Here is a 24,582-nt window from a genome sequence, read left to right as displayed (position 1 = left end):
CCTCAAGCGGGTTTGCGTGCAACGAGGCTCAACACCTCGAAATGGGGCGTGCGGCGTTCGCGGCTGATGCTGGTGGCGCTGACCACCGACAGCCCTGCATCCACGGCCATCTGCTCGAGCGCTTCGGTGCTGAAGCCGAGGTTGCGGTGGTCGAAAGGCTCTACGGCCGCCGGATGGTCGTGCTGGCCGAGCGTGGCGGCCAGTACGCGGCCGCCGGGGCGCAGCACGCGGGCGGTCTCGGCGAAGACCTTCTGTGGCTGCGTGCTGTAGGTGAGGGCGTGCAGCAGCAAAACCAAATCGAAGCTGCCGTCGGCGATATCCAGCGCATGCATGTCGCCCTGCATCACCTGGACATTGGCGAAGGGCGCCAGGCGTTGGCGGGCGGCTTCCACCACGCGCAGGCTCGAATCCACGCAGGTCACCGAGTGCGCATGCGGTGCCAGCAACTCGGCGGTCACGCCGTCGCCGGAGGCGATGTCCAGCACGTCGCCGGTTTCGAGCAACTGCAGCAGGGCGCGGGCGAGCGTTTCCCAGGTGCGACCGGGGGAGTAATGCCGCTCCATGTCGCCGGCCACAGTATCGGCCCACCCGGCTTCCCCGGCTCGCTGGGCCAGCACCGTGGGCAGGCGGGCGGCGTCGGCACGCAACATGGCGTCGTCGATGCTTTCGCGCAGGGCGGCGATCAGGCCGTGCATGCGCGGATCGAACTCCGCGTTGGCTCGGTAGTAAGCGGATACGCCAGCCCGACGGTCACGGACGAGCCCGGCTTCCTTGAGCTTGGCCAGGTGCGTGGACACGCGGGGCTGGGCCAGGTGCAGGATGGCGGCGAGTTCGGCCACGGTCAGTTCCTCGCGCTCGAGCAGGGCCAGCAGGCGGACGCGGGTAGCGTCGGCAAGCAGGCGCAGCACCCCGGAGGCGGTGGCGAGATCCAAGGCCTATCCTTTCATCGCGATATAAAGATGGTAAAGGCTAGGCCCCACCCGCCCCCGCGTCAAGGCGCATTGTTGCGCTGCACCGCGCCCGGGATTGGAACGACCGTTAGAATAGGCGGCTGCGCGGGGATTGTGTCGCCCCGGCTTAACGCTAAGAGGCAGGAGAGTTCCATGGATTTCCGTTTCACCGACGACCAGCTGTCGATCCAGGCGGTTGCGCGCGATTTCGCGCAGAAGCGCATCGCCCCCGTGGCCGCCGAATTTGATGCGAAGGGGGAATTCCCCCTGGCCAACATCCAGGAGATGGGCCAGCTGGGCCTGATGGGTATCGAGGTGCCCGAGGAATACGGCGGCGCCGGCATGGATACCACGGCCTATGCACTGGCAGTGATCGAGGTCTCGGCCGCCGATGCCGCCCACGCCACCATCATGTCGGTAAACAATTCGCTGTTCTGCAACGGCATCCTGAAGAACGGCACGGAAGAGCAGAAGCAGAAATACGTGCGCGCCATCGCCTCGGGCGAGGAAATCGGCGCCTACGCGCTCACCGAACCACAGTCAGGGTCCGATGCATCGAACATGCACACCCGCGCGGTGAAGAACACCGACGGCGACTGGGTGATCAACGGCAAGAAGAGCTGGATCACCTCCGGCCCCGTGGCCCGCTATATCGTGCTGTTCGCCGTCACCCAGCCGGGGATCGGCGCCAAGGGCATCTCAGCCTTCATCATCGACACCAAGATCCCGGGCTTCCACGCCGGCAAGACCGAACCCAAGCTCGGCATCCGCGCCTCGGCCACCTGCGAGATCGAATTCAACGATTACGTGTGCCCGAAGGAAAACATGCTCGGCGCCGAGGGCAAGGGCTTCTCCATCGCCATGGGCGTGCTGGACGCCGGCCGCATCGGCATCGCTTCGCAGGCGGTGGGCATCGCCCGCGCGGCATACGAAGCCACCATCACCTGGGTAAAGGAGCGCAAGGCCTTCGGCCAGCCGATCGGCAGCTTCCAGATGACACAGGCAAAGATTGCCGACATGAAATGCCGCCTGGATGCCGCCATGCTGTTGACCATGCGCGCAGCCTGGGCCAAGACGCAATCGGAAAAGGTCGAAGGCGGGCGCTTCAACAACGAAGCAGCCATGGCCAAACTCGTGGCATCGGAAACAGCAATGTTCATCGCCCACCAAGCCGTCCAAATCCACGGCGGCATGGGCTACTCCCGCGAAATGCCCCTGGAACGCTACTTCCGCGATGCCAAGATCACCGAGATCTACGAAGGCACCAGCGAAATCCAGCGCCTGATCATCGCTCGCAACGAGACCGGGTTGCGCTGAGGCAAGTCGAGGGTCTCGCTCGCCCCGCCACGCCCGAACGGTGAGGTTCGCGGGGGAGGCACATAAGGCCACTGCCGCGTGGCGCCTGACGGTCTGCACGTGCGGTTCGCATCACGCCCACCGCCGCACAGCTTTCCCGTCAGCGTGCCTCGGACGTGTCTAGAGCCGGGGGCCGTTGCCCTCGTCAGCGACTTGTGGAACCGAGCGGTGCGGGCGGAACAGGCCCGAAGGGGGCCGGCCCGGCCGGCCGTTTTCGCGAAGGCCAACGGCCGCCTCGAAAACCCCCGCCCGCAGCGCGGGCGCGCCGGGGCGCAGCCATAAGAAAAAGCCGCGTAGCGGCCTCTTCCCCCAAGCGCCGGTGTAACCGGAGCGACGAGGGCAACGGCCCCCGGCTCCTGCGACGCGTCCGAGCGCCGATGCGCAACGGCCTCATGAAGTTTCCTCATGAGGCGATGTCAAATCGTCCGTGGGCAAATGTCGTGGGATTGCCTACCTTCGTTGCCACGGTGAGATTTGCCGGAAACGCATGAAGGATGGACCGACGGTGCTGTTGCTTGAACACGATGCGAAGGAACTTGCTCAGGGTCGGGGCATACCGGTGCCGGAAGGGCGCTTTGTTGCGATCGATCGCTCCGGTCCGATCGAACTGGTGGGCAGTGGGCCCTGGGTGGTCAAGGCGCAGGTGCCGGTGGGCGGGCGGGGCAAGGCTGGTGGCGTGGGTTTCGCGGCTACGCCGGCGGATGTGGCAGATTTTGTTACGGGCCATGCTGGGGACGTGATCAAGGGACGCTCGGTTTCCGGCTTCCGCGTGGAAGAGCGGATCGACTTTATCCACGAGATCTACCTGGCGTTGATGGTGGATGCCTCGGCACGCGCGGTGCGCTTGATGTTGGCCACGGCAGGTGGCGTGGACATCGAGGAACATGCCGACCAGGTGCGCTACGCACTGGCCGCGCCGGACGCGCTTTCGCTCGGCGCAGCGGCATGCAGCCTGGTGGACGGCGAGCCGGCGGAGCTTCATGACATCCTGTTGGAGGCCTTCGAAGCGCTGGCTGGCATGTTCCTGGCACTCGATGCCACATTGCTGGAAGTAAACCCCTTGTTCGTGACGGCCGATGGCCGCTGGATCGCCGGCGACATGAAGCTGATCGTTGACGACAACGCGTTGCCCCGGCAGCCGGCGGTGGAGGCAGTGCTGCGCGCTCGCGCGGATGCCTACCGCGAACCTCTCTTCAAGCTTGACCACGATTTCGACTATGTGTGCATCGATCCGCGTGGCCAGGTCGGCTTGCTGACCACCGGCGCCGGTCTGTCGATGATGCTGATCGACGAGATGCTCCAGGCGGAGCGGCGTCCGTTCAATTTCTGCGACGTTCGCACTGGCCAGCTGCGCGGTAGCCCCGAGCGCCTGGTGCAGGTACTTCGGCAGTTCACCTTGGGCCGCGAGCTTGCGGTGGTGCTGGTGAATGTCTTCGCGGGCATCACCGATCTGGATGAATTTGCCCGCCTGCTGCTGGAAGCGCTGGACGCGGTACCTGCACTGAAGGTGCCCGTGGTCGCACGCCTGATCGGCAACAACTTCGAGGCGGCGCGCGCGCGGATCGAGGCGTCCGGCCGTCCGATCGAAGTGGAGCACGACCTCGACCGTGCGCTGCAACGTGCCATCGAACGCGCAGGGGTGGCCGTATGAACGCTTTTCATCTGGACCCTGCGATGAAGGTGGTGGTGCAGGGCGCTACCGGCAGGATGGGTTCCCGCCACGCGCGGCTTATGAAGGATTACGGCACGCAGGTGGTTGCGGGCACCGCCGGTGTCAGCGGTCGCCGCGAGGACATCGGCATACCGCTGTTCGACGACTGCGCCCAGGCCGTGCAAGCCACGGGCGCCACCGCCAGCATCACCCTGGTGCCGCCGATGGACGTGCTCGGTGCGGTGACCCAGGCCCTGGATGCGGGCATCAGGCTTATCGTCTCCCCCTCCGAAGGCATGCCCGTGCGCGATGCACTGGTGGCGGTGGCGAAGGTGCGGGAGCACGGCGCCCACTGGGTGGGTCCCAGCACGCCCGGTATTGCCATACCGGGGCGCATGAAACTCGGTTTCATCCCTGATGTGTCGTTGCTTCCAGGGTCCCTTGGCGTGATGTCCAAGAGCGGCACGTTGTCCTACGAGGTATGCCACCGGCTCGCCCGCCGCGGCATCGGCCAGTCGGCCTGGGTAGGCGTGGGCGGTGATGCGGCCAAGGGCATGCGCTTCGCCGAACTGCTGCCGTTCTTCCACGATGACGCCGATACGCGAGCTGTGCTGGTGCTGGGTGAGATCGGCGGCGACGAGGAAGAGGAACTGGCCCAGGCCATGGCGCGTTCGTGTTTTACCAAACCGGTATTCGTGTTGCTGGCCGGCGCTTCGGCGCCTGAAGGCGTGACCATGGGCCATGCCGGCGCGATGGTCCACGGCGGCACCGGCAGCATGGCCACCAAGACCCGCGCGCTTCGCGACGTGGGTGCCGAGGTGTTTACCAGTATCCAGGCACTTGTCGACGGAGTGGTTGCCAGTGACGTCTGATATCGCACAAGCACGCCTGGTGGCTTCGCCAGGCATCGCGCTCAGCCGCGAACAGCGCCATCGCATCGACCAGGTACGCGAATTGGTGCAGGGCGAATTCAAGGGACGGGGAAAAGAGCTGCTCGACGGTTCCTTTCCCTGGGAGAACATGCGCAAGCTCGCCGGCATCGGCGTGCTGGGCATGGCGGTGGCCAAGCAGTACGGTGGCTCGGAACTGCCCGTGTTCGACACCGCCCTGGTGCTGGAGGAAATCGCCAAGGGCTGCTACATCACCGCGATGGCGGTGCTGGGCGAAGTGGGCACGCAGGCGAGGGTGATCTCGGCCTTCGCCCCCGAACGCATCAAGCAGCAATATCTTCCGGCCGTGTGTACCTGCGACTGCGTGCTGTCCATCTGCCTCACCGAACCCCACGCCGGCACCGACGTTGCCGCCTACACCACCAATGCCGACATCCGCGGCGACAAGGTGATCATCAACGGCACCAAGTCGCTGATCAGCCGCGCCGAGGAAGCCGGGCTGTTCGTGGTGTTCACCCGGGTCAATGGCGAGCCGGGGCTCGATGGCATCGGTTGCGCGCTGGTGGAGCAGGGCACGCCTGGGCTTGAACTCACGTCCCGGGTGCATACGCTGGGTGGCGAGAACCTGCACGAAGTGACTTTCACCGATTGCGAGATTCCGCTCGACCAACTGGTGGTGAGGCAATCGGGCCTGAAGTCGTTGCTGTCGGCATTCAACACGCAAAGGTGCCTGAACCCAAGCATTTCGCTAGGCCTGGCCGAAGGCGCCTTCGACGAAGCCGTAGCCTATGCCGGCAAGCGTCGCGCGTTCGGTCGCCACATCGGTGAATTCCAGGGCATGCGCTGGAAGCTGGCCGACATGTACATCGCCATCGAAGCCGCGCGCGGCCTGCTCTATCGTGCCTGCCTGTCGGCCGACCCGTTCCCCGATCCGCTGCTGGCCGCCACGGCCAAGATCCGCTGCAACGAGATGTCGCTGGATGTCACCAGCGAAGCGGTGCAGATCCACGGCGGCTTCGGTTTTACCGACGACAGCGTGGTGTCCCGGCTCTATCGCGGCGCGCGTTATGGCACGCTCGGCGGCGGCACTTCGGAAACCCTGCGCGATCTCATCGGCAAGCGCGTGACCGGCGGCTGGGACGAGCGCGCCGGGATCTCCGGACTTTCTTTTTCCTGATGCACGGAGTCACGCCCATGGGCCAGACCATCCAGATCACCGCCAGCGACGGCCATGACCTCTCCGCCTTCGTTGCCGCGCCCGAAGGCACCCGACGCGGCGCGCTGGTGATGCTGCAGGAGTTCTTCGGAGTGAATGCGCATATCCGCGACATGGCCAGGCAATACGCGGGCGATGGCTACCACGTGATCGCACCGGCCATCTTCGACCGTGTCGAACGCGGCGTGGAACTGGGCTACGACGAAGCCGGCATGAACAAGGGCAGGCAGCTGCGCGCGCGGCTGGTGATGGACCAGACCATGCTGGATGTACAGGCGGCGATTGATGCCGTGCTGGCGCACGGACCGGTGGCAACGCTTGGTTATTGCTGGGGCGGCTCCCTGGCTTATCTTGCCGCTGCCCGCTTGCAAGGAGTTGCCTGCGCCGTGGGTTACTACGGTGCGCAGATTGCCGCGCATGCCACGGAAACGCCGCGGGCACCGGTGCTTCTGCATTTTGCCGAACACGATGAGTACATCCCGCTCACGGACGTGGAGAAGATTCGTCTCGCACAGCCAGCGTTGACCATTTACATGTACCCCGGCACTGAGCATGGCTTCAGCTGCAACGACCGCCGTTTCTACGAGCCTGTCGCTGCCGCTTTGGCCAGGGAGCGATCGCTTGCCTTCCTGGTCAGCCACATGGCGGCCGGACAAGTCGCGGACACACAGGACATGCAGCGATGAACGTCGACTTCCACACCCATATCATCCCGCCGCCGGGAAGCTTGCCTGACTGGGCGGGGCAGTATGGCGCCGGGCGCTGGCCTCGCCTGCAGCCAGTGGACGAGGATGGCAAGGCGGCGCTGATGATGGGCGAGAACGCCATCATGAAGCTCGACAGCCGCTTCTGGTCGCTCGAGCGCCGGCTGCAGGACATGGATCGCACGGGCGTGCAGTTGCAGGTGATTTCCCCGATCCCGATGCTCAGTTGCTACTGGTCGCCGCCCGCGGCGGGACAGGCGGTGGCGCGGTACCTCAACGAGCACATCGCATCGCTGGTGGCCTCGCGTCCGGACCGTTTCGCCGGCATGGGCACGGTGCCCTTGCAGGATGTGTCGCTGGCCATCGACGAGCTTGCACACCTGCGCGAAGTGCTGAAGATCCGTGCCGTGCAGATCGGCAGCTGTCCGGCGGGACGCGACCTGGATGATCCTGCGCTGTTCCCGTTCTTCCAGGCGTGCGACGACCTTGGGATGGCCGTCTTCGTGCACCCGATGCAACCGCTGGTGGGCGGCGACCGGCTCAATGCATATTACCTGCCGAATATCGTGGGTAATCCGCTGGAGACGGGGCTGGCGATGACGCGCCTGATCGTGGGTGGCGTGCTGGAGCGGTTGCCCCGCCTGCGCATCTGTTTCGCCCACGCCGGCGGTGCCTTCCCGCTGATCCTCGGCCGCGTGGACAAGGGGCACGAGGTGCGGCCGGAGATGCGCGTGAACACGCCGCACCGCCCAAGCCATTACGCGCGGATGATCTACGTCGATGCGCTCACCTTCGACGGCGATAGCCTGCGCCTGGTGGTGGACAAGCACGGTAGCGATCGCGTGCTGATGGGTAGCGACTATCCCTTTGGCCTGGGCGACGATGACCCGGTGCAGGCCGTGCGAGCGGCCGCGCTGCCCCCGGAGGCCACGCAGGCGATCATCGCCGGCAACGTCTGGCATTTCCTCGACCAGGCGGCGCCCGCAGGCACGGCGGTGACGGCATGAAGATGCCGGGTGTCGTTTCCCTTGATGAGCTGGTCGACGGCCAGAAGATCGGCTCGCTGGTGATCCGCATCGTGGTGCTGTCGCTGCTGGTGCAGTGCGCCGACGGCTTCGATCTTGCCGCCATGTCCTATGCCGCACCGGAACTGATCCGCGCATGGCATTTCCCGCCTGCAGATCTTGGCCCCGTGTTCAGCGCGGGACTGGTGGGCATGGCCCTGGGCGGGCCCTTGCTTGGTTACGTGGGCGACCGCTATGGGCGGCGCGTGGCGATCATCGTGTCTACCGTGGTGTATGGCTTGTTTAGCCTCGCCACCGTGTTCGCGCCCAACCTCACCGTGATGCTGTTGCTGCGCTTCGTCCTGGGCGTTGGACTGGGCGGCCTGCTGCCCAACACGGTGGCGCTCAATGCGGAGTTCGCGCCGCGTCGGCTTCGTGCCACGCTGATCATCATCATGTTCATGGGCCTGGCGGTGGGCGGCATCCTTCCCTCCGTGGTGGCCACTACCTTGTCCCGCTTCGGTTGGCAGGCCTTCTTCGTCGTCGGTGGCGTGGCGCCGCTGCTGCTGGCGGTGGCGCTGTACTTCCTGTTGCCCGAGTCGATCAAATTTCTGGTGGCGAAGAAGGGCGGTGGCCCGGAAGCCACGCGACTGGCCGCGGCACTTCGGCCCGACCTTGCCATCACCCCTGAAACCCGGCTGGTGATGACCGCGCCGCGCGACGGTGCCAACACGTTCTCGCCCGCGTTGCTGTTCGCTGATGGCCTGGCCTGGATCACCGTGCTGGTGTGGCTGCTGTTCTCTGCGGCGCTGGTGGTGAACTTCTTCGTCAACAGCTGGATGCCCACCCTGTTCCGCGCCGAGGGCCTTACCGCCAACCAGACGGCGGTGACCCAGGCTGCCTACTACGTCGGCGGCATCGTGGGTGGCCTTGCCATCAGCCGCATGATCGACCGCTGGGGGATCGTCGCCATTGCCGGTTATTTCCTGCTCGGCTGCCCTGTGGTGGCATCCATCGGCACGCCCGGCCTGTCGCATGTGGCGCTTACCTTCGCGGTGTTCCTCACCGGAGCCTGCGTATTGGGCAGCCAGCTGGGCATGAACGCGGTCACCGGCATGATCTACCCCACCACCATTCGTTCCAAGGGCGCCGGCTGGGCGAGCGCCGTGGGTCGCATTGCCTCCACGCTCGGGCCCGTGGCTGGTGGTGCATTGATCGCCCGGCACACACCCCTGCCGAAGCTTTTCCTGGCGCCGCTGGTGCCGTTGGCGATCGGTGCCATGGGTGCATTCGCCCTGCTTTATTTCTGCTACCGGCGGTTCCGTGGCCTGCGCTTGCACGAGACCGCCGCGACCGCGCCGGAATTTTCACGATGACCGAGGACCGATCCATGGCCGATGCCACCACCGCCACTCCCGTCGAATCGGAGGCCGAGCTTCGCCGCAAGACCGCCGTGATGTGCCGCATGCTGAACCTGCAGGGTTCCATCGGCATGTTCGGTCATGTGTCGATCCGCGTGCCCGGCACCGATCGGGTGTTGCTGAGCCCGGGTGCGGGGTCGGAGAAGGCCATGGTGCAGCCGGAGGACGTATTCGTCTTCCACATCGACGGCGAGATCCTGGAGCATCCCGGTGGCGAGGTGCCGCTGGAGTGGCGCATCCATACGCAGATCCATCGCGACCGCCCCGAAGTCATGAGCGTGACCCACCTGCACGGCGAGCACTCCACCTTGCTGGGCATCGCTGGGCGCGAAGTGAAGCCGGTGTTCCTGCACGGCGCCTTCCTGCATACGGGCGTGCCCACCTGGGACGATCCGCGCCTGGTGGTGACCGATGCCCAGGCCGCGTCGCTGTCGGCGGCATTGGGCAAGCACGCGGTGGTGCAACAACGCGGGCACGGCAGCGTGGTGGTGGGCGAGTCGGCCGAGATCGCCTTCTTCCGCAGCACCTTTTTCGAGGAAAATTCGCGCAAGCAGGTGGAAGCCGAAGTGCTTGGTGGCGCGCTGGAACTCAAGCCCGAAGAAGCCGCCGACTGTGCACGCGGCACCTTCAATCCGCGATTGCTCCGGCTGTTGTGGGGCTATTACGAACGCAAGTCCGAACAGGCGCTGGCGGCCATGAACGGCAGCTAGCATCGCGGCCGCGAAAGGCCGCGCCCAAATCACCACGCAACGACGACGAGAACCGCGCGCGACGCGGCACGGGGCCGGCTTGCCCGCGCACAAGAAAACACGATTGGCACACCTCCCATCGACGGTCCAGGCATGAAGGACGACCGGCAAGTGACAGGGACACGAGGCACGCCAAGCGACCGATGACCTTTTCATCCGGGAGGGATGGCCATGCAACAATCGAACAGCAGCAAACCCCGTCGATGGCCGGCGATGCGCGCACTTGCGCGTGCATGGCCCATGCTGTTGGCGTTCGCCGCGCCCGGGGCGTACGCGCAGGACACATCGGCACAAGCGAAGTTGGATCAGGATCCGCCCACGCCCACGCCAACCATGGACTGGCTGCACCAGCCAGGCATGACCGGCGACTGGGGTGGTGCACGCACGCAGCTTACCCGCGAGGGCGTGGATATCTTTTCCAGCTATCAGGTACAGACGGCCGACATCGTGCACGGTGGCGTGAAGCGTGGCACCGAGACCAATAACCAGATCCTGCTCGGTGCCAATTTCGACATGCACAAGCTCGTCGATATCGACAATGGCATCTTCACCTTCGCCGTATCCGACCGTTATGGCGCCAACGCTTCAACGCTTGCCGGCGTGCGCGTCACCATCGACAGCAACTACGGCGAAGGCGAGAATTTCCGCCTCGCCAACATGAGCTTCCGGCAGAACTTCTACCAGGGGCGCTTGAGCTACCAGCTGGGCTGGTTTCCCGCCGCGGCGGAGTTCGACTACACGGCGATCCTGTGCAGTTTCCTCAACCAGGGATTTTGCGGACATCCCAATTCGCTGGCGGCCGATACCAGCGGTTTCCAGAACCCCCCGGGCGCACAGCTTGGCGCACGCGTCACCGGTTTCATTACCAAGGATGTGTACCTGAAGGTAGGCGTGTTCGACGTCAATCCCACGCGATTCACCGACGAGAAGCAGGGCTTCAGGCTATCGCGTGAGGGTCGGACGGGTGAGATCTACTTATCCGAGCTCGGGTGGAATGCATCGCTGGGCGAGCAGGGCCTGGTGGGCCACTACAAGATCGGCGCCTACTACGACACCAGCGAGGCGCCGGACGTGGTGAACCCCAAGATCATGCACACCGGCCGCGACAGTGGCTGGCTGGCCGTGGACCAGATGGTGTACGGCATCGGCCCCGATGCCAGGCGCGGGCTGGTGCTGTTCCTCAACCTGACCCAGGCGAACGCCAGCAGTTCGATCATCGAGAGCTACAACTCGGCCGGTTTCGTTTTCCAGGGCCCATTCGCCAGCCGGCCCGACGATGTGCTGAGCCTGGGCTGGGCTAAATCGAACCTCAACCATCGCAAGCTGGAAGCGCAGATCGAGCGCCGGCCCAGCTTCGGCTACATCGGCGCCGAGCGCTACATCGACCTGTCGTACAAGATCCAGCTCACGCCGTGGATGTTCATCACGCCCGATGTGCAGTACCTGATTCATCCGGGCGTGTTCAGCGCGGCAAAATATCCAAACGCCACCGTCATCGGCGGCGCCATCGCCTTCAAGTTCTAAAGGAGCAAACCATGGCCGAGTGGATCGAACTGACTGCCGCCGACGGGCATCGCCTGAAGGCGTGGCGCGACGGGCCGGCGCATCCGCGCATGCATCTGGTGGTGGGCATGGAGATCTTCGGTGTGAATGGGCACATGCGCTACGCCTGTGCCCAGTTCGCCAAGGCCGGCGTGGCCGTGGTTTGTCCCGCGCTGATGGACCGTGTGGAACGCGACCTTGACCTTGGCTACGGCAAGGACGACCTGGAGCATGGGTTCCAGTTACGCGCACGGCTGCCGTCCGGTGGCCCGGAGCTCGACGTCGAAGCCGCGCGCGCAGTACTCGATGCACCCAGGGTGGGCATCATCGGCTACTGCTGGGGTGGTCGCGTGGCCTGGTGGGGCGCGACCCGCAGCGACCGCTTCGCTGCCTCCGTGGCCTGGTATGGCGGCGGCATCGCCGCGGATCGCGATGAAACACCGCGCATTCCCGTGCAGCTGCATTTCGGCGAAGTAGATCATTCCATCTCGATGGATGACGTGGCCGCCATCCGCGCTGCGCAGCCACAGGTGGAAACCTTCCTGTATCCCGGAGCGCACCATGGCTTCGGCTGCGAGGAGCGTCCCACCTTCAACCAGGCGGCCTACGAACTGGCCCAGGCGCGCACGCTCGCCTTCTTCGACAGGCACCTTGCCGGCTAGATCGTCGCCAGCAGCCAGTCGGAGAATTCCTGCACCTTGGCCTCGCGCCGCTGGTCGCTGGGCGTTACCAGGTGATAGCCCAGCTCGCGCCGCAGCACCGGTCCGCAGGGCACCACCAGGCGCCCCTCGCGGACGTCGTCGTCCACGTAGGCCTTCTGCAGGATGGCAATGCCGCTGCCCTCGATGGCGAAGCGGTGGACGATTCCCAGGTCCTCGAACGACATCAGCTTGCGCAAGGCCTGCGCATCGTCGACGCCCGCGCAGGCAAACCAGTCAGGCCAGTCGCGTGCACGCGCATGCGTCTGCAGCAACACCTGGCCGGCAAGCGAGGGCGCATCGTGCAGCGACAGATTCTGGGCAAGCTCCTTCGTACACACCGGCACCAGCTCGTCGGCGAACAACAGGTGGCTGGTAAGGCCACGCCAGCGACCGCTGCCATAGCGAATGCCCACATCGATGCCCTGGTTCTCGAAGTCCACCAGGCTCGCGCCCGACACCGACATCAGGCGCACATCGATATCGGGATACTGGCGACTGAAGGCAGGAAGTCGCGGCGTCAGCCACCGACTGAGCAACAGGGGATAACCCTTGATGGTAAGCGTAGAGCGAATGGACGCCGACGCATAAAAGGCGGACGTCGCCCGCCGCATCTCCTCGAACGCCCCCTGCAGGGCCTGCGCATAAGCCTGCGCCGCAGGCGTAAGCACCAACTGATTGCTGCGCCGCTCAAACAATCGCGCGCCAAAGTACTCCTCCAGCGTAGCAATCTGGTGACTGATGGCACCCTGCGTAACACTCAACTCGCGCGCCGCGCGAGTAAAACTCAAATGGCGCGATGCCGCCTCAAAGGCAAGCAACGGATTGAGCGGAGGCAGCGATCGCATGAATGAAATGGCCAGCACAGGTCTGCCACAAAGAATATCGCCAGCAGCCGCAACAGCCTTGACGCGCTGCATCAGGGCGGGGAGAGCCGGCAGGGCTTAGCGGCGGTGCTCCTGGCTGCGGCGACCCTCGGGGAAAGGAGGCCGCTACGCGGCGGTGTCTTAAGGCTGCGCCCCCATCGGGACGGGCTTCGGCCGGGGGTTTTCGATTCGCCATCCATGGCTCAGCGAAAACGGCCGGCCATCCATGGCCGGCCCCCTGGCGGGCCTGATCCGACCGAAGCCCTTCGCCTTCGCACGGAGCGCCGCCGCTAAGCCCCGCCGGCTCTCCCGAGCCTGAGGTTTGCGATGGGAAAGCCCAGGCAGCGCTGCCTGGCATTTGGCATGCTCTCCCCGCACGCCGTCTCGGACGTGTCCGGAGCCGGGGGCGGCTACCCTCGTCAGCGACTTGTGGAACCGAGCGCTGCGGGCGGAAATGGCCCGCAGGGGGACGACCTCGGTCGGCCGTTTTCGCGAAGGCCGCAGGCCGCCTCGAAAACCCCCGCCCGCAGCGCGAGCGCGCCGGGGCGCAGCCATCAAACACAGCCGCGCAGCGGCCTCTTCTCCCAAGCGCCGGTGCAACCGGAGCGACGAGGGTCGCCGCCCCCGGCTCCTGCAACCACGCCCGAGCGCCGCGGCAACGCCGAGCAAAAAAAAGACCCCGGCGTAAGCCGGGGTCGGAGGGTCTCGCGTGGACTTTAGCCTCGGGGGCCGGGGTCCAGGTGGCTGGTGTCGCCCACGTTCGGCGCGTGCGGATCGTTCGGGCCCTTGCCGTCGTGGTCGCCTTCGCCGTGCTCCGTGTGGTCGCGGGAATGGGGCAGCTTGTGCGATACCTCGTCGAGCTTGTCGCCCAGCAGGCGGCGTACGCTGACGTAGAACACCGGGATCAGCAGCAGGCCCAGGAAGGTGGCGAACAGCATGCCGCCGATCACGCCTGTGCCGATGGAGTGGCGGGAATTGGCGCCGGCACCGGACGAGACGAACAGCGGGAACACACCCAGGATGAAGGCGATGGAGGTCATCAGGATCGGGCGGAGTCGCAGGTGCGAGGCTTCGATGGTTGCCTGGCGCAAGGTCTTGCCCTGGGCCTGCTGCTCTACCGCGAACTCGATGATCAGGATCGCGTTCTTCGCTGCCAGGCCGATCACCGTGATCAGGCCGATCTTGAAGTAGATGTCGTTGGGCATGCTGCGGAGCATGGAGAACACCACCGTGCCCAGCATGCCTAGGGGGACCACCAGCAGCACCGACACCGGGATCGACCAGCTCTCGTACAGCGCGGCAAGGCACAGGAACACAATCAGGATCGACAGGATCATGAGCAATGTTGCCGAGTTGCCCGAGAGGATTTCCTGATAGGACTGGCCCGTCCAGTCGTAACCGAAGGTTGGCGGAAGCTTCGAATCCACGATGCCCGACAGCGCGTTCATGGCCTGGCCGGTGGAATGGCCCGGGGCTTCGCTGCCGACGATTTCCACCGCCGAGTAACCGTTGTAGCGGCTAAGGGCGGGGGAGGCCATCTGCCACTTCGCCGACACCACGTTCGACAGCGGCACCATCTGCGGCGTCGCCTGGGTGGAGCCCGTGGACGTGGTGGTGGTCAGGGTGCTCGGCGTGAAGATGTGGCCGAAGGCATCCGGGCCCATGCGGTAGGGGGTGTCTGCCTGCATCAGCACGCGCTTGACGCGGCCGGCATAGGAGAAGTCGTTGATGTACACCGGCGCCAGCGTGAGCTGGATGGCGGTATAGACATCGCTGACCGACAGGCCCATCGACTGCGCCTGGGTGCGATCGACGGTCAGCTGGATCTGCGGCGCGTCTTCGAGCGTGTTCGGACGCACGGCCACCATGTTCGGATCCTGCGAGGCAGCCCCAAGCACGGTATTGCGCGCCGCGGTGAGTTCGTCACGGCTTTGGCCGGCGCGGGCCTGCAGCCACATGTCGATACCGCCGAACTGCGACAGGCCGCGGATGGTTGGCAGGTTCACCACGAAGATCTGCGCGTCGCGGATACCATGCAGGATGCCGTTGGCCTGCTGGATGAATTCATCCGCGGTGGTTTTTCGGTCGTCCCAATCCTTCAGGCGGATGAACGCCATGCCGGTGTTTTCACCCGAACCGACGAAGCTGAAGCCGGAGATCTGGAAGATGCGGTCGACATTGGGGTTGCCGTGCAGCTTCTCGCGGATCTGTCCCATCACGTTCTGCGTGCGCTGCAGCGAGGCACCGGGCGGCAGCGAGACGATGGCCAGGGCGAAACCCTGGTCTTCGCTGGGCACGAAGCTGGTCGGCAGGCGGCTGAACAGCCAGCCGCACAGCACGCAGATCACCAGGAACACAACCATCCACAACGGCGCACTGCGTACCGCGCCACCGATGTGGCCCCGGTAGATCTTGTTGACCTTGTCGAAGCCGACGTTGAAGCCGCGATAGACGAAGTTCTTCTTGTGCTCGTGTGTAGGCTTGAGGATCGAGGCGCACAGCGCTGGCGTGAAGGACAGCGCCAGGAAGGCGGAGAAACCCATCGACACGGCGATGGTGAGCGCGAACTGCTTGTAGATCACGCCCGAGGCACCGGCCTGGAAGGCGGAAGGCACGAACACAGCGGCCAGCACCACGGTGATCGCTACCACCGCGCCGGTGATCTGGCCCATGGCCTTGCGCGTGGCTTCCCTTGGCGGAAGGTTTTCTTCCGTCATGATGCGTTCGACGTTCTCGATCACCACGATCGCGTCGTCCACCACGATGCCGATCGCCAGCACCATGCCGAACAGCGTGAGCTGGTTGATGGTGAAACCCAGCGCCAGGAGGCCTGCGAAGGTGCCCAGCAATGCCACTGGGATCACCAGCGTGGGGATGATGGTGGCGCGGATGTTCTGCAGGAACAGCAGCATCACGCCGAACACCAGCACGATGGCGATGATCAGCGTCTCGATCACTTCCTTGATCGAGATGCGCACGAACGGCGTGGAATCGTACGGTGCCTGCCAGGTCACGCCCGGCGGGAAGCTCTTGGCAAGTTCGGCCATCTTGCCGCGTACCGCGGTGGCAACATCCAGCGCGTTGGCGCCGGGCAACAGCTGCACGCCCAGCGCGCCTGAAGGCTTGCCATCGAGCGTGGAGCCCAGGCCGTAGGTCTGGCCGCCGAAGTTGATCTTGGCAACGTCGCTAAGCTTGACCGAGGTGCCGTCGGGGTTGGCGCGCAGGATGATCTGGCCGAACTGCTCGGGGCTTGAGAACCGCCCCTCGGCCGACACGGTGGCGCTGAAGCCCTGGCCATCGCTGGCCGGATCCGAACCCAGGGCGCCGGCGGCGAACTGCACGTTCTGGTTGGCGATGGCCTGCTGCACCTGGCTTGCGGAAAGGCCATAGCCCTGCAGCTTGTCGGGGTTGAGCCAGACACGCATCGCGTATTCGGCGCCGATCTGGCGGGTGGAACCTACGCCCGAAATACGGCCCACCTGCTCGTTGACCTGCGCGGCGACGATGTCGTTCAGGCGGGCGTTGTCGATGTCCGGGTTGTCGGAGGTCAGCGCCAGGAACATCAGGAAGTCGGGATTCGACTTCGCCACCACCACACCCTGCTGGGTGACTTCCGTCGGCAGACGGGGCGTGGCCAGCGAGACCTTGTTCTGCACCTGCACCTGCGCGATGTCAGGATCGGTACCGGTCTGGAAGGTCAGCGTGATCGACGCCGTGCCTGCGGAGCTGGACGACGAGGAGAAATACAGAAGGTGGTCGATACCCGTCAGCTGCTGCTCGATCACCTGGGTGACCGTCTTTTCCGTGGTGTCCGCCGACGCACCCGGATAGGTGGCGTTGACCGTCACCTGCGGCGGGGCGATGTTGGGATACGACTCCACACCCATGTTGAGCAACGAAATCGTGCCCACCAGGGATATGAGGATGGCGATCACCCATGCGAATACAGGGCGATCGATGAAGAAACTCGGCATGTCGTGTCCCCTTTACTGCTTGCCGGCCTGGCCAGTGGACGCAGCCGTCTGGCGCTGCAACGGGCTGGGTTCGCTTGGCTGGTAAGGCGAGGCCTTTGCCTGGCCACCTTCCTTGACGGTCTGCAGGCCAGAGACGATGACCTGGTCGCCGGTGGCCAGGCCGTTGGTGACGATCCAGTTGCCACCGCTGGTGTTCGCTGCGGTGATGTTCTTGCGGACCACCTTGCCGTCGCCGCCGACCGTCATCACGTAGGCACCCTTGGTGTCACGTACCACGGCGGCTTGCGGGATCAGGAACACCTTGTTCTGTTCGCCCAGGTCCGCGGCGATCGTCACATAGGTGCCCGGCAGCAGGGTGCGGTCCTTGTTGGGAATGACCGCGCGCAGGCTCACCGCGCCGGTGCTGGGGTTCACCTGGGTATCGGAGAAGTCGAGCGTGCCCTTCTCGTCATAGAGGCCGCCGTCGGGCAGGGTGATGGTGACAGTGGCCTTGTCCTGGTCGCGCAGGGTGACACCGCCGGTGGCGGCGGCGCGGCGCATGGTGGCGAGGTCGCCGATGCTCACGGTGAAGTTCACATAGAGCGGATCGACCTGGTCGACCGTGGTCAGCAAGGTGGTATCACCCTGGCCCACGAGCGCGCCTTCAGTCACCTGCTGCTGGCTGGCCCGGCCGTCGATGGGCGATTCGACCTTGGTGTAGCTCAGGTTGATGCGGGCGGTCTGCACGGCCGCCTGGGCCTGCTTCACCGCGGCGTTGGCGGTGCGCTCGTTGGCCACGGCGGTGTCCAGGTCCGAACGCGACACGTAGTTCTTGCCGATCAGGCCGCGGGCGCGGTCGGCGGCGGCCTTGTTGTTCAGCGCGGTGGCCTGGGCCGAGGCGAGGTTCGCCTGCGACTGGTCCAGTTCCGCCTGAAGCGGGGCCGGATCGATAAGGAAGAGCACCTGGCCGGCCTTGACGTCGGAGCCTTCGTTATAGACGCGCTTTTGCAGGATGCCCGGCACGCGTGCGCGCACATCGGCGGTACGGAACGCCGAAAGGCGTCCGACCTGGTTCTGCACGAGCGGAGCGGAAGAAAGCTGGGCCTGAACCACGCCAACTTCGGGAGTGGGCGGTGCCTTGGGCGCTTCCTGCTTCTTGCCGCAGGCAGAAAGCGCGATGAGGCCGAAGCACAACAAAGATGTGCGCAGGGGCAGGGGCTTCATGGGGACTCCGTTCATTTTCTTGTGCGGTTGTTCTTCCACATCCGCCCTCTGGGGTAGGGGGCAGGCGCGCTCATATAACAGTTATCGCAAGACAAGCCGTGTCGTCCTGTGCCGGATGGCCCTTCCGGCGAGAATTGGCGATGGTTCGGGGCAATGCCTGTCGATATCGGGAAGGGCATGGATCGGGCGCCTGCGCCACCGGGCAGACGGGGTACCGATTCACTGTACCGCTCAGTTTAAAAACTATTGACGTGAAGAGTCAATGCTATAGGGAGCCTATTTCCAACCCCGTTGGCGCGATGCACAAGCTTGCGGTGGCATCGGCGGTGTTCCCCGGTACCCCGTGAGCGTCGCCGACGCGGTGCGATATGTCATGAAAGCAAGCTGAAAATGCCGCATTGCGGGAACACAAGAAGTGGCCTTGTCATCAGTCTCGGCGGTATGCTTCGCCGGATAACTTTCCCTTCCCCCATCAAGGCGACAGCCAGCTCATGAACGCGATTCGCGCAGCCGAGGACGGCAGCTTCCCAGCCCTCGTGATCGAGGAATTCAGCAAGCAAGGCAAGTCGCAGCTCACGGCGGACCAGGCGCGGTTCTTCATCGGCCTGTTCTTTTCCCGTATCGCCCAGTCGGACCTGGGCCTGCATACCCCTGAGCGCTGGGCCGCGCTGATCGGCGAATTCCTGGCCTTTGCCGCGAAGCGATCGCCGGGGCAGGCCCTGGTGCGGGTGTTCAACCCCGGTGCCAGTGGCAGCCGCACGATCATCGAGATCGTCAACGACGACATGCCCTTCCTGGTCGACACCGCCAGCATGGTGGCGGCCAACCATGCCGCCATCCACGCCCTGATCCATCCGGTGGTGCCGGTGACCCGCACCGCCGATGGCAGCATCGCCGCGCTCGGCGCCGATGGCGCATCGGGCGAATCGTTCATGCGCCTGGAGATCGACCGCCTGGATGGTGAAAGCCTGGAAACCGTCCGCAAGGAACTGGACATCGCCCTGGCCGACGTGCGTGAGGCCGTGGACGACTGGCAGGCCATGGGCCAGAAGGCGTTGGCCGTCGCCGAGGACCTTCCACACCGTGCATTGCCCCTGTCGGCCGACGAAGTGGACGAGGCCACGCAGTTCATGCGCTGGCTTACCGAAGATCACTTCACCTTCCTGGGCTATCGCGAATACGAGGTGGTGAAGACCGCCGACGACGAAGTGCTCCGTTCGGTGGAGGGCTCGGGGCTTGGCATCCTGCGTGCCGCTGACCGCTCGCTGGCCCCGCGCTCGCTGCGCTCGCTCGTTGCCAGCGAGCTGCCGCAGTCCGGTTCCACCGACGCGATCATCCTGACCAAGACCAATGCCCGCTCGCCGATTCACCGCCCCGGCTACATGGACTACGTGGGCGTGCTGAAATTCGATGCCCAGGGCCGGCCGGTGGCCGAGCAGCGGTTCCTTGGGATGTTCTCGTCCAACGCCTATATGGCGCGTCCGAAGCAGGTGCCGCTGGTGCGGCGCAAATGCGATGCGGTGATGGACCGCTCGGGCCTGAAGAAAGACTCCTACTCTGGCAAGTCGCTCCGGCACATCCTGGACACCTTGCCGCGCGAGGAACTGTTCCAGTGCTCGGCCGACGAACTGTTTGCGCTGGCCTCGGGCATCCTGGAGCTGCAGCAGCGGGCGCGCACGCGCCTGTTCATTCGCCGCGACAGCTACGGCCGGTTCTTCTCCTGCCTGGTGTACATCCCGCGCGAGCGCTTCAATACCGCCGTGCGCGAGCGCATCGAAGCGACCTTGCGCGATGCCATGCATGGCGAGCACGTGGATTCGGCCGTATTGATGGGCGAGGCGGCGCTGGTGCGCCTGCACGTGGTGGTGCGCCCGCGCATCGGTGACCACCCGGTGTACGACACCACGGCGCTGGAAACCACCATTGCAGCGATCGCGCGCAACTGGCACGACGACCTGCGCGACCGCCTGGTGGCGGACCTTGGCGAGCAGCCGGGCATCGTGCTGGCCAACCGCTATGGCCGGGCGTTGCCCGCAGGCTACGTCGACGAAGTGGCGGCCCCGGTTGCCGCGGCCGACGTGCGCGCGCTGTCGGGCCTGAAGGGCCCGGACGCCATCAGCATGTCGTTCTATCACCCGGCCGCACGGCCGGAGGAACTGCGCTTCAAGATCTACCGCAGCGGTTCGGATATCGCCTTGTCCGAAGTGCTGCCGTTGCTGGAAAACCTCGGCCTTCGCGTGCTAACCGAGCACATGTACGAAGTGCGCGTGGGCGATGCGCCGCTCTTCATCCAGGATTTCGAAGTGCAGCCGGTGGGCGCGCTTGCCTTCGACGTGGCCCAGGTGGGCGCGCTGTTCGAAGACGCCTTCGAGCAGATCTGGCGCGGCAACGCCGAGAACGACGGCTTCAACCGGCTTGTGCTGGGTGCCAAGCTCGGCTGGCGCCAGGTGGCGGTGCTGCGCAGTTACTGCAAATACCTCCTGCAGACGGGAGTGACCTTCTCGCAGGCTTACATGGAGGACGCCCTCAATGGCCATCCGGCCATCGCGGGCCTGCTGGTGGAGCTGTTCAACGCCAAGTTCGATCCGCAGCGCACCACGCTTGGCCCCGATGAACGCGCGCGCGCCGCGGCCACCCTTACCACCGAGATGCAGGTGCTGTTGCCTGAATCCGCCTCCGCCATGCAGCCGGGTCCGATCGATCGCCTGGTGGATTCGCTTGGCTCACCGCGCGACGAACAATTCGCCGCGGTGGAGGAAGTGGTGGGGATGCTGCTTGAGAATGTCTCGAGCCTGGATGAAGACCGCATCCTGCGCAGCTTCGTGGCGCTCATCCACGCCACGATCCGCACCAGCTTCTTCCAGCAGTTCGATGGCGCCTTCCGCCCGTACCTGTCGTTCAAGTTCGACTCGCACCAGGTGCCGGACCTTGCCAAGCCCGTGCCCTATCGCGAGATCTTCGTCTACGCTCCGCGCGTGGAAGGCATCCACCTGCGATTCGGGCCGGTCGCCCGCGGCGGGTTGCGCTGGTCCGATCGCCGCGAGGATTTCCGCACCGAGGTGCTGGGTCTGGTCAAGGCGCAGATGGTGAAGAACACGGTGATCGTGCCGGTGGGTTCGAAGGGCGGTTTCGTGGTCAAGCGTCCGCCCGTGGGCGGCGACCGTGACGCGCAGCTTGCCGAAGGCATTGCCTGCTATCGCATGTTCATCAGCGGCCTGCTCGATATCACCGACAACCTGGTCGAAGGCAAGCTGGTGCCGCCGCACGACGTGGTACGCCACGATGCGGACGATCCGTACCTGGTGGTCGCCGCCGACAAGGGCACGGCGACGTTTTCGGACATCGCCAACGCCATCTCCACCGAACACGGCTTCTGGCTTGACGACGCCTTCGCCTCCGGTGGTTCCAACGGCTACGACCACAAGGGCATGGGCATCACCGCCAAGGGTGCGTGGGAATCGGTCAAGCGCCACTTCCGCTCGCTCGGGCGCGACTGCCAGTCGGAGGATTTCACCACCGTCGGCGTGGGCGACATGTCCGGCGATGTGTTCGGCAACGGCATGCTGCTTTCACGGCGCATCCGCCTGCTGGCTGCCTTCGATCATCGCCACATCTTCCTGGATCCCAATCCCGATGCAGAACGTTCCTTCGTAGAGCGCGAGCGCCTGTTCGCCTTGCCGCGTTCCTCGTGGGACGACTACGACAAGTCGCTGATCTCCGAGGGCGGCGGCGTGTTCCCGCGCAACGCCAAGTCGGTACCGGTGTCGCCGCAGGTGCGCGCGGTGCTGGGTATCAAGGGCGATGCCGCGCACATGGCGCCGGTGGACCTCTTGAGCGCGATCCTGAAGGCACCGGTGGACCTCTTGTGGAATGGCGGCATCGGTACCTACGTCAAGGCAAGCAGCGAGACCCACCAGGAAGTGGGCGACCGTGCCAACAACGCGTTGCGCGTGAACGGCAACGAACTGCACTGCAAGATCGTCGGCGAGGGCGGCAACCTGGGCATGACCCAGAAGGGCCGCATCGAGGCCGGGCAATCGGGCGTGCTGCTCAACACCGACTTCATCGACAACTCCGCCGGCGTTGATACCTCCGATCACGAGGTAAACATCAAGATCCTGCTCAACGATGCCGTGCAGCGCGGGGAGCTGACCTTCGAGGGACGCAACCAGCAGCTGGCGGCGATGACCGACGAGGTCGGCAAGCTCGTCCTGTGGGACAACTACCGACAGAACCAGGCCATCACCGTGATGGAGCACCAGTCGGTGCGCCGCCTTGGATCGATGGCTCATTTCATCCGCACGCTTGAGGCCGAGGGCACCCTCGACCGCGGCGTCGAATCGCTGCCGTCCGATGCGGAGCTCGTCGAGCGCAAGACGCGCGGGCAGGGCATGACGCGCCCTGAACTCTCCGTGCTGCTGTCGTACGACAAGATCCGCCTGTTCCAGCAGTTGCTCGATTCGGATGTCCCGGAAGATCCCTACCTTTCGCGCGAGCTGGTGCGCTATTTCCCGGAGCCTTTGCACCAGAAATATGCCCAGCACATGCAGCGCCACCGCCTGAAGCGGGAGATCATCGCCACCGCGGTGACCAACTCCACCATCAACCGCATGGGCGCGACCTTCATGATGCGCATGCAGGAAGATACCGGCCAGGGCCCGGCGGCGATCGCCAAGGCCTATACCGCGGCCCGCGAGATCCTGGACGTGCGTACCCTCTGGAGCGAGATCGAGGCGCTGGACAGCCAGGTGGCCGAAGACACCCAGATCGACGCCATCCTGCAGATCTGGTCGCTGCTGCGGCACCTGACGCGCTGGTTGCTCAACCGCCCCGGCGGCACACTGGACATCGCTGCCAACGTGGAGCGTTACCAGGCATCGGTGCTGGCGTTGCGCCAGGCCATGCCCGGGGTCCTTACCAACACCGGCCGCGGGGATTTCTCCTCCAGCCAGGAGAAGTGGGCTGGCATGGGCTTCCCCGAGGCGCTCGCCCTGCGCATGGCCCGGGTGCCCGTGCTTCGCGCCGCTTTCGACATGGTGGAGGTTGCCCAGCAGAGCGGGCAGCCGATCGATGCCGTGGCCCGCGTGTTCTATCAGCTGGGTGAAGCACTCGACCTGGAGTGGCTGCGCGGTCAGATCGAGGCGCTGCCGGTGGATGGCCATTGGCACGCGCAGGCACGCGGCTCGCTGCTGGACGAACTCAACACCCAGCATCGCGCCCTGGCGGTGCAGGTGCTGGCATTGGGCGCCACACGGCCTGGCGAGAACGCCGTGCAGGCGTGGCTCGACCGCGACGATGCAACGCTGCGCTACACCCGCAGCATGCTGGCCGAGATCCTCAGCCAGAATGCCGACTATCCCATCGCCTCGGTAGCGGTGCGGCGCCTGGCCCAGCTGGCACAGGTCCCCTTGGCCTGATGGCCAGCGATGTCCTGGCACGGCATGCCCCGTGCCAGGACATCGTTATCGGTTCTTCAGGCGGCAGCCGGGGGACCCTGCTCGTGGCCGTCGAGCTTCAGTGCGGCGATCGTTGCCATCAGGGTGCGGTGGAAGGCTTCGAGGTCGTCCCGGGCGGGTATGTGCCCGGCACGGATCGTCCGTTGCAGGTCGATCGTCAGGTGCTGCAGTTGCATGGCGCCGCAAAAACCGCAGGCCGAGCGCAACCGGTGCAGCAGGTCGCCGAAGGCGTCGATGTCCAGCACCAGGGTGTCGAATTCCTGCGCCAGCTGGGCCAGTTCATCGCGCAGGAGCCCGCGCAGCGCGCGAGTGATCGTTGCATCGCCACTGCTGGCAATGGCTTCGGCATCGTCCAGGATCAGTGCCGGGGAGCGGCCGAAACGGTTGAGCAGGGCGCGCAGCTGCGCCACCTCGAAGGGCTTACCGAGCAATTCGACGAAGCCCAGTTGACGCATGTGCTGCCGCGTGGCGGCATCCGCACCCGCCGTGGTGGCGATTGCTGGCGACCGGGCGGAAGCCGCATGGGGATGGTGCAGCAACGCATGCATGATGCTGGCTGCGCCGCCGCCGGGCATGCGGCAATCGAGCAGCAGGAGGTCGAAGCGACGGGTCGTGGCCTGGCGTACCGCTTCGGAGTGGCTGATGCACGCGGTGACGTGGCAATGCAGCGCCTCGAGCGCTGCACGGCAGAAGTCGAGCGTGGTGGGGTCGTCGTCGGCCACCAGCACCCGCAACCCTTGCTGGGGCTGCGCACGCGCCGATGTGGCGGTTTGCGTCTTGAGCATCAACGATCCGTATCGTTCAGCTGGCTTTGGCAGAATGGGTGGACATGAGGCCTGGATCAATCGCGCGAATTCTCAATTGGATGGTCTTTGTAATGCTTGTGGGGTGTCCGATGCCAG

General features: G+C 65.3%; 16 protein-coding genes. 11 read left to right on the top strand and 5 right to left on the bottom strand.

The window, feature by feature from the left end:
• Positions 1–2 precede the first annotated feature (2 nt).
• A complete protein-coding gene (locus NDK18_RS03925) occupies positions 3–932 on the bottom strand; it encodes an ArsR/SmtB family transcription factor (RefSeq protein WP_250625619.1) in 930 nt (309 codons plus the stop codon).
• Between the two features lie 171 nt (positions 933–1,103).
• Between NDK18_RS03925 and NDK18_RS03920 the strand changes: the two genes are divergently transcribed.
• The 10 genes from NDK18_RS03920 (at position 1,104) to NDK18_RS03875 (ending at position 12,145) form a co-directional block, all read left to right on the top strand.
• Positions 1,104–2,267: an acyl-CoA dehydrogenase family protein gene (locus NDK18_RS03920; protein WP_250627144.1), complete on the top strand. Its 1,164-nt coding sequence runs from the start codon at positions 1,104–1,106 to the stop codon at positions 2,265–2,267.
• A gap of 526 nt (positions 2,268–2,793) precedes the next feature.
• Positions 2,794–3,957, top strand: a complete 1,164-nt coding sequence (locus NDK18_RS03915; protein WP_250625621.1) for an ATP-grasp domain-containing protein — start codon at positions 2,794–2,796, stop codon at positions 3,955–3,957.
• Positions 3,954–4,829 carry a succinate--CoA ligase subunit alpha gene (locus tag NDK18_RS03910; protein ID WP_250627143.1) on the top strand — a complete coding sequence of 292 codons (876 nt, stop codon included), beginning with the start codon at positions 3,954–3,956 and terminating at the stop codon, positions 4,827–4,829. The genes NDK18_RS03915 and NDK18_RS03910 overlap by 4 nt, the downstream gene beginning before the upstream one ends.
• Complete coding sequence (locus tag NDK18_RS03905; protein ID WP_250625623.1) at positions 4,819–6,024, top strand: acyl-CoA dehydrogenase family protein; 1,206 nt, start codon at positions 4,819–4,821, stop codon at positions 6,022–6,024. The genes NDK18_RS03910 and NDK18_RS03905 overlap by 11 nt, the downstream gene beginning before the upstream one ends.
• Before the next feature lie 17 nt (positions 6,025–6,041).
• Complete coding sequence (locus NDK18_RS03900) at positions 6,042–6,749, top strand: dienelactone hydrolase family protein (protein WP_250625624.1); 708 nt, start codon at positions 6,042–6,044, stop codon at positions 6,747–6,749.
• Positions 6,746–7,774 (top strand): amidohydrolase family protein, encoded by a 1,029-nt coding sequence (locus tag NDK18_RS03895; RefSeq protein ID WP_250625625.1) that lies wholly within the window; start codon positions 6,746–6,748, stop codon positions 7,772–7,774. The genes NDK18_RS03900 and NDK18_RS03895 overlap by 4 nt, the downstream gene beginning before the upstream one ends.
• Positions 7,771–9,147 (top strand): MFS transporter, encoded by a 1,377-nt coding sequence (locus NDK18_RS03890; RefSeq protein WP_250627142.1) that lies wholly within the window; start codon positions 7,771–7,773, stop codon positions 9,145–9,147. The genes NDK18_RS03895 and NDK18_RS03890 overlap by 4 nt, the downstream gene beginning before the upstream one ends.
• Positions 9,144–9,902 carry a class II aldolase/adducin family protein gene (locus tag NDK18_RS03885; protein ID WP_250625627.1) on the top strand — a complete coding sequence of 253 codons (759 nt, stop codon included), beginning with the start codon at positions 9,144–9,146 and terminating at the stop codon, positions 9,900–9,902. The genes NDK18_RS03890 and NDK18_RS03885 overlap by 4 nt, the downstream gene beginning before the upstream one ends.
• Positions 9,903–10,112: 210 nt before the next feature.
• On the top strand, positions 10,113–11,465 hold the full coding sequence (locus NDK18_RS03880; RefSeq protein ID WP_250627141.1) for a carbohydrate porin: 1,353 nt from the start codon (positions 10,113–10,115) through the stop codon (positions 11,463–11,465).
• 11 nt (positions 11,466–11,476) lie between these two features.
• Positions 11,477–12,145: a dienelactone hydrolase family protein gene (locus NDK18_RS03875; protein ID WP_250627140.1), complete on the top strand. Its 669-nt coding sequence runs from the start codon at positions 11,477–11,479 to the stop codon at positions 12,143–12,145.
• Here the strand turns inward: NDK18_RS03875 and NDK18_RS03870 are convergent.
• The 3 genes from NDK18_RS03870 to NDK18_RS03860 form a co-directional block, all read right to left on the bottom strand.
• Positions 12,142–13,029 (bottom strand): LysR substrate-binding domain-containing protein, encoded by an 888-nt coding sequence (locus NDK18_RS03870; RefSeq protein WP_250627139.1) that lies wholly within the window; start codon positions 13,027–13,029, stop codon positions 12,142–12,144. The genes NDK18_RS03875 and NDK18_RS03870 overlap by 4 nt on opposite strands.
• A gap of 734 nt (positions 13,030–13,763) precedes the next feature.
• Positions 13,764–17,021 carry a multidrug efflux RND transporter permease subunit gene (locus NDK18_RS03865; RefSeq protein WP_250625631.1) on the bottom strand — a complete coding sequence of 1,086 codons (3,258 nt, stop codon included), beginning with the start codon at positions 17,019–17,021 and terminating at the stop codon, positions 13,764–13,766.
• 12 nt (positions 17,022–17,033) lie between these two features.
• Positions 17,034–18,224, bottom strand: coding sequence for an efflux RND transporter periplasmic adaptor subunit (locus NDK18_RS03860; protein WP_250625632.1), 1,191 nt, complete (start codon positions 18,222–18,224; stop codon positions 17,034–17,036).
• A 491-nt stretch (positions 18,225–18,715) separates the two neighbouring features.
• On the opposite strand from NDK18_RS03860, the gene NDK18_RS03855 reads away from it, so the two are divergent.
• The gene (locus tag NDK18_RS03855; protein ID WP_250627138.1) at positions 18,716–23,641 is read left to right on the top strand and encodes an NAD-glutamate dehydrogenase; all 4,926 of its coding nucleotides are present in this window, start codon (positions 18,716–18,718) and stop codon (positions 23,639–23,641) included.
• Positions 23,642–23,697: 56 nt separating this feature from the next.
• On the opposite strand, the gene NDK18_RS03850 is transcribed toward NDK18_RS03855, so the two are convergent.
• Positions 23,698–24,465, bottom strand: a complete 768-nt coding sequence (locus tag NDK18_RS03850) for a response regulator (protein WP_250625634.1) — start codon at positions 24,463–24,465, stop codon at positions 23,698–23,700.
• Positions 24,466–24,582: the final 117 nt, after the last annotated feature.

The organism is Pinirhizobacter soli, assembly GCF_015905305.1.
GTDB lineage: Bacteria > Pseudomonadota > Gammaproteobacteria > Xanthomonadales > Rhodanobacteraceae > Pinirhizobacter > Pinirhizobacter soli.
The sequence above is the reverse complement of the archived record's forward strand: the minus strand, read 5'-3'. Positions and strand labels throughout refer to the sequence as shown.